The 9445-nt window shown below is 43.3% G+C and carries 9 protein-coding genes and 1 other annotated feature; of the genes, 3 read left to right on the forward strand and 6 right to left on the reverse strand.

Features of this window, described 5'->3' with window-relative positions:
- Window positions 1–390: 390 nt before the first annotated feature.
- Window positions 391–1482: a PTS transporter subunit IIC gene (locus tag ACTNES_RS17270; RefSeq protein WP_291816786.1), complete on the forward strand. Its 1092-nt coding sequence runs from the start codon at window positions 391–393 to the stop codon at window positions 1480–1482.
- Window positions 1483–1666: 184 nt separating this feature from the next.
- On the opposite strand, the gene ACTNES_RS17275 is transcribed toward ACTNES_RS17270, so the two are convergent.
- Window positions 1667–2851: an MFS transporter gene (locus ACTNES_RS17275; protein WP_441040207.1), complete on the reverse strand. Its 1185-nt coding sequence runs from the start codon at window positions 2849–2851 to the stop codon at window positions 1667–1669.
- A gap of 141 nt (window positions 2852–2992) precedes the next feature.
- On the reverse strand, window positions 2993–3106 hold the full coding sequence (locus tag ACTNES_RS17280; protein ID WP_334303490.1) for a DUF6783 domain-containing protein: 114 nt from the start codon (window positions 3104–3106) through the stop codon (window positions 2993–2995).
- Between ACTNES_RS17280 and ACTNES_RS17285 the strand changes: the two genes are divergently transcribed.
- On the forward strand, window positions 3077–3190 hold the full coding sequence (locus ACTNES_RS17285) for a DUF6783 domain-containing protein (protein ID WP_320813770.1): 114 nt from the start codon (window positions 3077–3079) through the stop codon (window positions 3188–3190). The two genes, ACTNES_RS17280 and ACTNES_RS17285, sit on opposite strands and share 30 nt — an antisense overlap.
- A 60-nt stretch (window positions 3191–3250) precedes the next feature.
- Here the strand turns inward: ACTNES_RS17285 and ACTNES_RS17290 are convergent, their stop codons facing one another.
- Window positions 3251–3907, reverse strand: coding sequence for a ribonuclease H1 domain-containing protein (locus ACTNES_RS17290; RefSeq protein ID WP_216460562.1), 657 nt, complete (start codon window positions 3905–3907; stop codon window positions 3251–3253).
- Window positions 3908–4174: 267 nt separating this feature from the next.
- On the opposite strand from ACTNES_RS17290, the gene ACTNES_RS17295 reads away from it, so the two are divergent.
- Entirely contained in the window at window positions 4175–4885 is a 711-nt protein-coding gene (locus ACTNES_RS17295) for a hypothetical protein (RefSeq protein ID WP_291808870.1), read from the forward strand.
- Window positions 4886–5018: 133 nt separating this feature from the next.
- Here the strand turns inward: ACTNES_RS17295 and ilvN are convergent, their stop codons facing one another.
- The 3 genes from ilvN to hcp all read right to left on the reverse strand — a co-directional run bounded on the left by ilvN (window position 5019) and on the right by hcp (window position 9330).
- Entirely contained in the window at window positions 5019–5528 is a 510-nt protein-coding gene (gene ilvN, locus ACTNES_RS17300; protein ID WP_022381366.1) for an acetolactate synthase small subunit, read from the reverse strand.
- Between the two features lie 18 nt (window positions 5529–5546).
- Entirely contained in the window at window positions 5547–7265 is a 1719-nt protein-coding gene (gene ilvB, locus ACTNES_RS17305; protein ID WP_291808886.1) for a biosynthetic-type acetolactate synthase large subunit, read from the reverse strand.
- A gap of 152 nt (window positions 7266–7417) precedes the next feature.
- Window positions 7418–7663 (reverse strand) — a binding site (T-box leader).
- 74 nt (window positions 7664–7737) lie between these two features.
- A complete protein-coding gene (gene hcp / locus ACTNES_RS17310; protein ID WP_291808889.1) occupies window positions 7738–9330 on the reverse strand; it encodes a hydroxylamine reductase in 1593 nt (530 codons plus the stop codon).
- Window positions 9331–9445: the final 115 nt, after the last annotated feature.

Below are 9445 nucleotides of genomic sequence, written 5' to 3' on the forward strand. Positions count from 1 at the left end.
GGATAACCAGACAATGGAATGTCCGAAATCAGGGATATCACTTTTGTGTAGGTGTCTAAAAAATAGGCACTACACTAATTCAAAATGTCCTTGACAAGGGGTACAGTTTATATCAAAGCACAATCTACTTTACAATATCTCTTCCATTTAAATATGTTCCAAATTTGCATTTTTTTCAAATAGTAATATAATAGAGACCATGCGCATCCATATGCACGTTACTGTTTGGCTGTTTTTATCAATCATGTAACTCATCTGCTTCAATTGCCCAAAGCAATGATCAATCATTTCATTATGAAAGAATTTCAAACGAGTGATTTAATTGACCTTTCGTATAACGGCACATGAACAGTAACAGCTATACAAAATACAACGAGGAGATACAGTATTATGGAAAAGTTAAAAGCATTTCTCAAACGCAAAGACATCGAAATTTCCGTAAAACGATATGGAATCGATGCACTTGGTGCCATGGCACAGGGACTCTTCTGTTCCCTCCTGATCGGCACGATCATCAACACTCTTGGAACTCAGTTTCACATTTCGTTCCTTACCACTGCCGTTGCCACTGTAAATGATACACAGTACACGGTTGGTTCTCTGGCTTCTGCAATGAGCGGTCCTGCAATGGCTGTCGCAATTGGTTACGCCCTGCATTGTCCACCGCTTGTTTTGTTTTCACTGATCACGGTTGGCTTCGCATCCAATGCACTTGGCGGTGCAGGCGGTCCGCTGGCAGTATTATTTGTTGCTGTTTTTGCTTCCGAAATTGGAAAGGCCGTTTCCAAAGAAACAAAAATTGATATTCTTATCACACCACTTGTTACTATTGGTGTAGGTGTGGGACTTTCTGCATGGTGGGCTCCGGCACTTGGCAGTGCAGCCATGACAGTCGGCAATCTTATTATGTGGGCGACCAACTTACAGCCATTCCTGATGGGAATTCTTGTTTCTGTATTTGTCGGTATTGCATTGACCCTGCCGATTTCCTCTGCGGCGATCTGTGCTGCCCTTGGTCTTACCGGTCTCGCAGGCGGAGCTGCTGTCGCAGGATGCTGTGCACAGATGGTTGGTTTCGCAGTGATGTCTTTCCGTGAAAATAAATGGGGCGGACTTGTCTCACAGGGAATTGGAACTTCCATGTTACAGATGGGAAATATCGTCAAAAATCCACGTATCTGGATTGCGCCAATCCTTACTTCCGCAATTACCGGACCGATCGCCACCTGTCTGTTTAAGCTTCAGATGAACGGCACTCCGGTTTCAGCCGGTATGGGAACCTGCGGTTTCGTCGGCCAGATTGGTGTTTACACTGGATGGATGAACGATATTGCAGCCGGAACCAAAACTGCCATTACAGGATTTGACTGGGCCGGACTTCTTCTGATTTCCTTTATCCTGCCTGCAATTCTCTGCCCGCTGATCAACAGCTTTCTTCGTAAGATCGGACGGGTAAAGGACGGAGATATGACTCTGGCATAAGATTCTCTATCCACTACGTATTGCTTTCCGCAATTGAAGCAGGGAACTTACTTGTTTTAGTTTAATATACTCTTATGTATATGATAGATAATATCTGTATATCTGATATTTCTTTACATTATAATAAGCCCCTATTACTGATATTTTTATAAGAATTATCAGTAATAAAGGAGCTTATTTATATCTATGCCTTCTTTCTGAGTCCCATGATCATTTTAATTCCCATGATCATCAGTATCGGAAAAACAAGTGCTGCAAAAATTCCCATTTTCAGGTTATCATTTAATGCGCCGGAAATCATTCCCACATAAGTTGGTCCTGAAGAGCATCCTACATCTCCAGCAAGAGCAAGGAGTGCAAATAATGCTGTTCCGCCTCTTTTTACCGATGCAGCCGCCATGCTGAAAGTTCCCGGCCACATGATGCCGACGGATAAACCGCAGACTGCACATCCTAAGATTCCAATTGCAGGTACCGGAATGAATGCGATCATCAGATAAGAGATCATGCAGAGCACTGCGCTGTACTGCATGAAGCGTTCCAGATTAATCTTATCTCCGAATTTTCCGTAAAAGGCTCTGGAACTTCCCATGAGGATTGCAAATGCCATAGGTCCTGCCAGGTCTCCGATAGTCTTATTTATACCGAAGCTCTTCTCTGCAAGTGTAGATGCCCACTGGCTGACTGCCTGCTCGCTGGCTCCTGCACAGAGCATCATTAACATCAGAACCCAGAAGATTTTTTTCTTAAAAAGCTCTGCCATTGTCAAACCTTCTTCGCCTTCATCCAGAAGCGGTGCGATTGGTACCCTCGAAAAAAGGAGACCATTTGCAATTGGAATCAGCGCCCACACAAGTGCCATATATTTCCAGTTCTGAATTCCAAAAATTCTGAAAAACAGCGTAGACAGAAGTACAACTCCTACATGCCCCCAGCAATAGAAAGAATGCAGAAGGCTCATAGCTTTCTCTTTGTTATCTGTAGGGCACGCCTCTACGACAGGACTTACCAGTACTTCCAGCAGTCCTCCGCCAATCGCATAGATCATAACTGCCACAAGAAGTCCCAAAAATGGATCACTGAATACTTCCGGCAATATGGTAAGCATGATCAGTCCGGCGGCGGTCATTGCATGTGCAATGATCATAGATGCACGATAACCAATTCGGTCTACAAATCCAATAGATGCCAGATCTACCAGAAGCTGAATTCCAAAGTTAAAAGTTACCAGAAGTGTGATCTTCTGTAAGGAGATTCCATAACTGCTCTGGAATGTCAGAAACAGTAACGGAACAAAGTTGTTAACAATTGCCTGTACAACATAGCCTATGAAGCAGGCCTGTACAGTTCTGTTATAGTTTGTTTTCATCTGATGTAATATTCCCCTCCCTAATTTATAAATATTTCTATTAGTAAATCATCTGCCGTGTTGTTATTTTCCCAGAGTAATTTATCATATTACATCAGCTGCTAACAACCACTTGTTATCCCGATGTAATTACAACGTTAATCAGTAATGTGCAGATAAATTGTCACTCTCCATTAATCTGTCAACACTTCGGTTATCGTAGCCCACTACGATGCCCTCATCCGAATAAAATCTCCCACAAATTGTGACGCACATGTTGCAGAAGATCTTTTTCAAACATGTCTAGTGTATCACATATTTTTATTGTTTTCTTCTATTATCTTTTGTTTATTCGATTAATTTCTATACTATTTTTACTTTTTTATGAAACTGCCCCTCCCTTTGCCCAACGGCGCTATTTTATATACTTACTTCTTCGTCCGTGCGAAGCAATGCACTCTTTGCAAGCTGATCAGCTTCTTCGTTGTAGTGGTTTCCGGTATGAGCAGCTATTTTACAGAAAGAAATCCGGATTTTATTTCCTGCCTCCTGCATATGAGCAGCGTATTTGCTGGTAAGTGGTGTCTTAGCTCTCCATACCCCTGTCACCCATTTCTCTACACCCTCATAATCGTAGCGGATTTCTACAGCAGGATAATCATTTTCTCTGGCCCATTTCACAGCATTCATGGCACCAAGCATCTCTCCTGCTACATTTCGGATCGCAACTCCTGCAGGATCACTTCCGCTGCCTGATCTTCGAATTTCCTGACCGTCTGGCGTGAGGATCACACATCCAAATGCATATCTGCCAATACTCTTCTCGAAGCTTCCATCTACATATGCAATTACCATATTTTCAGGGACTTCTACAATTCCAGCTGCTTCTTTGTCTTTATCTCCGGATACAGTCTTAACTGTTTTCATCTCCAAAAATGCAATTGCTTCTTCTTTATCTGTAAAACTCTTAAATTCTGCACCTGAATATCCCGCCGTTGCTTTCTGACACTCCGCCCAGGTATTGAACAAGCCTGTTTTATGGCCCTTTCTTACCGCATAAATTTTCTTTTTTGCCATATCTATTAATTCCTTTCAATCAGTATTATTTGATCAGTGTTGACTTGAACTCTGTCATGTCTGTATCTGTTGAATGTCAACATTATAGCATTCCGTGATACCTTCTGGCTACTTAATCTTTTTGCCCGCCTGTATCTATTGTGTCGCAGAAAATAAAATAAGCATGAATATCTTAACTTTTTATTTTTGTGTGTCGGAAACCTTGATAATGTTTTACCGACTATATATAATAATATTATTACATTTCATAAAAGGAGGATTTTCAGTATGAAAAAACACTTCAAACGCTTTTTACCTGTAGTTCTTACCATCATTATGGTTATGCTGTCTGCTGTAGGAGTTCAGGCGCAGACAATTTTCAGACCTGATCAGGTACTGACTTTGTATTCAGCTAATTCCAAAATTTATGATCCATGGAAAAAAGCCTATGCCATCGCCAATGAAACTCCATTTAATACAGATATTCTTATGGATCAGGGCGTAACCGGCTATAAGACATCCAATATTTCTGTTGTAAGCCTTATCCCACGTAAAGTACAACATAAAACCGCTGCTGCTCTTGGTACTTACACAATCCGCTATATGCGAGCCAAAAAAACAGGAACTGTAACACTTTCCTATAAGGTCAACAATAATACTTATAAACAGAAAACAACCGTAAGGAAATATGTAAATCCATTATCTACACTTAAGATTGGTTCTCTGAGTCTGGCTTCCAAATTCAAAAAAGACTCAACATACACATTAAGTTACGAAAAATATAAGAATAAAGAACTTAAATTACAGATCAAAACAAAGGGTAGATGGGAGCTCAGCGGAGTCCGTTATATTACAAGTCCCAAAACCAGCAATAGTATGGGCACCTGGATTCCAGACGGTGGAACTTTTAAAGTAACCCAAAAGAATTGTTCTCTGACTGCATATGTATTTGACCCCAAAACCAAACAGTCTGAAGAATGTCTGATCATCTTTAAATAGCAGATAGCAGATGGATAAGGTCATTTGCTTTGCAGTTTATTTCTTTTCGTAATTGAAGCAGAAAGATTTCTTTAATAACAAATGGCGTAAATCGAATAACTTTGATTTACGCCATTATCATATGATTTTCTATTTATCTTTCCATCATACTGATAGATTCAATTCCTACACTACCGCCGCGGACAACTTCAATTCTGTGGAATTCTTCTTTAATAAGTTTTACAACTGCATCATTCTTAGTTGCTGTCTGAACGAATTCAAGAAGCAGGCTGTCTTTGCCATAGTCGATGACTTTCGCTTTGAAAGTCTCTGCGATCTGGAAAAGTTCCACTTTGTCTTCTTTGGAACAGTTGAAAACTTTGATGTACAGAATCTCTTTCATACGGACAAAGACATCTGTAAAGTCAATGACTTTGATGACTTCGATCATACGGTTTAACTGTTTCTTGATCTGCTCGAATGTTTCATCATCGCTGACTGTAGCAATAGTCATTCGGGAAACTGTCGGGTCTTCTGTGGTTCCTACTGTGAGGCTGTCAAGGTTGTAGCTTTTTCCGGAAAAAAGTCCGGAAATCTTTGACAGAACACCTACCTGGTTCTCAACATAGAGAGAAATCCATCTTTTTTTCATTCCTTTATCCATAATGCTCTAACCTCCTGCTTAACAATCCATGATCATATCTTCCAGAGTTCCGCCTGGTTTGATCATCGGGTAAACCATTTCCTCAGGGTCAATGATAAATTCAATTACTGTAGGTGCTTTTGTATTCTTCTTGGCTTCCTCAAAAGCCGCTGCGATTTCTTCTTTCTTTGTAACACGGATTCCTTTTGCTCTGTAGCTCTCTGCAAGTTTGATGAAATCCGGTGTGTACTGCGGATACTCCATGCCTTCTGTACGGCGGGAAAGTGCTCCGGCACGAAGGTTTGTCATGGCGTAACGTTTGCCATAGAAAAGTTTCTGCCACTGACGTACCATTCCGAGATATTCATTATTAAAGATACAGAGGATTACCGGAAGTTCTTCAAGAACTGCTGTTGCAAGTTCCTGAATATTCATCTGAACACCGCCGTCACCGGAGATTACGATAACCGGTCTGTCAGGATTTCCGATCTTGGCTCCAATACCGCCAGGGAGTCCGTATCCCATGGTTCCAAGACCACCGGACATGATCATCTGCTTGCCTTCCGTAACTTCTGCATACTGGGAAACGAGCATCTGGTGCTGGCCTACGTCCGTGACGATGATACTGTTATCAAACTGCTCATTGATTTCTTTCAGGATGTCCATTGGGCTTAAAACATCGTTCGGGCGCATCTTAAGCGGATGTTCTTCTTTCCATGCCTTAATCTGACTAAGCCATTTACCTGTGGAGCATTCCTGTACATATTCGTTCATCTTTGTGATGGCTTCTTTTGCATCTGCAACGATCGGAATATCCACCTGAATGTTTCTGGAAATGGATGCTGTATCGATATCGATATGGACAATCTGTGCATGTGGTGCAAACTCGTGGAGTTTTCCGGTGATTCGGTCATTGAATCTGGTTCCGATAGAGAAAAGCACGTCGCAGTTGCTGACTGCCATGTTTGCTGCATAGGCTCCATGCATACCGAGGTTTCCGATGAAAAGCGGATGATCTGTCGGAATCGCACCTTTTCCCATTACGGTTGTTACAACAGGGACATTGGTTTTCTCTACTACTTCACGAAAAACTTCGTGAGCGCGGGAAATTACAACACCGCCACCAGCAAGGAATAACGGGCGTTTTGCTTTATGTAAAAGCTTGAGAGCACGTTTGAGCTGACCGATATGAACGTCTGTGTTTGGTTTGTAACCACGGATGTTTACATTTTTCGGGTATTCTGCACTGCCAAGTTCTGCCATGACGTCTTTTGGAAGGTCAATGAGGACCGGACCCGGACGGCCGGTGCGGGCAATGTAGAATGCTTCTTTGATGATGCGGCCAAGGTCTTCACGTCTGCGGACAGTTACTCCATATTTGGTGATACTGCGGGTGATACCTACGATGTCTACTTCCTGGAATGCGTCGTTTCCGATCAGATGACGGGCTACCTGGCCTGTGAAGCATACGAGAGGGACGCTGTCGTAGTTGGCTGTTGCGAGGCCTGTTACGAGGTTGGTTGCTCCAGGACCGCTGGTTACGAGACATACACCGACTTTTCCAGTGGTTCTTGCGTAAGCATCTGCTTCATGGACAAGGGCCTGCTCATGACGCGGGAGGATGATTTTTACGTCATCCTGTTTATAGAGTTCATCGCTGATGTCGATGGTACAGGCACCAGGGTAACCGAAGAGGTATTCTACGCCTTCTTCTTTTAAGGCTTTGACTAAGAGTTTGTTGCCGGATATCTGTTTCATGTATGGGACCTCCTTTTTGTATAGGGACGCTCGGAAATTTATTTCCGAGCTGTACATTAACAATTGAAAAACAGGTTAAATCAGAATTTTGCCTGCGACTTATTCTGTAAGTATCCAAAATATAGCGGTATAAAAAACGCCCCGGGCTGTTTGCCCAGGGCGAAAATGTTTTCCGCGGTACCACCTGTTTTCAGAGTTTTTCTCTGCACTTTGTCAGTACTGATATACTGTGTTCCTGTAACGTGGAACTGACGTTGAAGCCTACTGGGTATGTCTGGATATACTGTTGGGTTCACTGCTCGAGGGCTACTTCTACAGCTTGTTCATGAAAGCTCGCACCGACCGCTTTCTCTCTGTACTTCGCAGAGCTGTGTACTCCTCCCTGTCATTGCATTTGGCGTTTATCAATTGACTGTTGCTTATTGGTAATTATTATACATTTGGAGGTACTGCATTGTCAAGTTTGGATTTTTTATCCTAAGATTGTTTTGAGGTCTTCTTCCGGTGTTGTTACAGGAGCAATGTTGTAGTTTTCTGCCAGGTAGTTCAGGACATTCGGGGAGATGAATGCCGGGAGTGTCGGGCCCAAGCGGATGTCTTTGATTCCTAAGTGGAGCAGGGTGAGGAGGATGCAGACTGCTTTCTGCTCATACCAGGAGAGGATCATGCTTAATGGCAGTTCGTTTACGCTGCAGTTAAATGCTTCTGCCAGAGCTACTGCTACTTTGATCGCGCTGTAGGCGTCATTGCACTGACCCATGTCCATGATCCTCGGAAGACCGCCGATGGTTCCGAGGTCGAGGTCGTTGAAGCGATATTTTCCGCAAGCAAGGGTAAGGATGATAGTATCATCCGGGGTCTGTTTTACGAAATCAGTGTAATAGTTTCTGCCTTTGCGTGCACCGTCGCATCCGCCTACCAGGAAGAAGTGACGGATGTCACCGGATTTGACAGCTTCGATCACTTTGTCTGCTACGCCAAGTACGGTTCCGTGGGCGAAGCCTGTCATGACTTCGGTTCCACCATTGATTCCTGTGAACTGGGTGTCTTCTGCATAGCCGCCGAGTTCCAGGGCTTTCTCGATCACCGGGGTGAAGTCTTTCTCATCATCGATGTGGATGACTTCCGGGAATGATACCATTTCCGTGGTAAATACACGGTCTTTGTAGCTTGCTTTCGGTGGCATGAGGCAGTTGGTCGTGTAGAGGATCGGTGCAGGAATGTTGTCAAATTCTTTCTGCTGGTTCTGCCATGCGGTGCCGAAGTTACCTTTGAGATGCGGGTATTTCTTCAGTTCCGGGTATGCGTGTGCAGGGAGCATTTCGCCGTGTGTGTAAATATTGATTCCTTTTCCTTCTGTCTGCTGGAGAAGGAGTTTCAGGTCGTAAAGGTCATGGCCTGTTACTACGATGAATGGGCCTTTTTCTACTTTGAGAGGTACAGTTACCGGTGCGGGGGTGCCAAATGTTTCGGTATTGGCTTTGTCAAGGAGTGCCATGCAGCTTAAGTTTACTTTTCCTACTTCCATAACTACAGGGAGGAGTTCTTCCATTCCCCAGTCTTCTGCAAGTACAAATAATGCTTTGTAGAAGAAATCATTTACTTCCTGTTCTTTGTAGCCGAGAACCATTGCATGGTAGGCATAGGCGGCCATTCCTCTGATGCCAAAAAGGATCAGGGATTTGAGGGAGCGGATGTCTTCGTTGGCATTCCACATACGGTTCATATCATAGTTGTCTGTGTTTCCACATCTGGAGGTGCAGGCTGCGCAGTCAGGGACGATTTTTCTTTTCTCTGCGTTTACTTTATTGATCATTGCACGGATGGATTCATCGTCAAATGCCACGTTTGTAACTGTAGTAAAAAGTCCCTCGATGATAATGCGGTCTGTGGTTTCTTTTCTTTCGTTATTTGCGCAAGCGCGGGCAAGGCCGATGAGAGCTCCTGTCAGTTCATCCTGAAGTCCTGCTGTGTCTGCGGTCTTTCCGCATACTCCTGCTTTTCCTGTACATCCGCTGCATCCTGCGGTCTGTTCACACTGAAAACAAAACATCTGTTTTTCCATTTTTTTATCTCCTCGTATAATAAGTTTGTAAGCAAGAGAAATCACTTACAGACTTATTTCTTTTTATGGTATAGAGGTAAGGACATCTAAGAGGTATTCCCCTCATCCCATTCCC

Origin of the sequence: Blautia sp. HCP3S3_D9 (assembly GCF_052063845.1) — a bacterium.
Taxonomy (GTDB): Bacteria; Bacillota; Clostridia; order Lachnospirales; family Lachnospiraceae; genus Blautia_A.

Coding starts and splice junctions, on each gene's coding strand:
- ACTNES_RS17280 (WP_334303490.1), bottom strand. CDS start 3,106: ATGTGCGTCACAATTTGTGGGAGATTTTATTCGGATGAGGGCATCGTA.
- ACTNES_RS17275 (WP_441040207.1), bottom strand. CDS start 2,851: ATGAAAACAAACTATAACAGAACTGTACAGGCCTGCTTCATAGGCTAT.
- ilvB (WP_291808886.1), bottom strand. CDS start 7,265: ATGAAACAGATATCCGGCAACAAACTCTTAGTCAAAGCCTTAAAAGAA.
- ilvN (WP_022381366.1), bottom strand. CDS start 5,528: ATGGATAAAGGAATGAAAAAAAGATGGATTTCTCTCTATGTTGAGAAC.
- ACTNES_RS17270 (WP_291816786.1), top strand. CDS start 391: ATGGAAAAGTTAAAAGCATTTCTCAAACGCAAAGACATCGAAATTTCC.
- hcp (WP_291808889.1), bottom strand. CDS start 9,330: ATGGAAAAACAGATGTTTTGTTTTCAGTGTGAACAGACCGCAGGATGC.
- ACTNES_RS17295 (WP_291808870.1), top strand. CDS start 4,175: ATGAAAAAACACTTCAAACGCTTTTTACCTGTAGTTCTTACCATCATT.
- ACTNES_RS17290 (WP_216460562.1), bottom strand. CDS start 3,907: ATGGCAAAAAAGAAAATTTATGCGGTAAGAAAGGGCCATAAAACAGGC.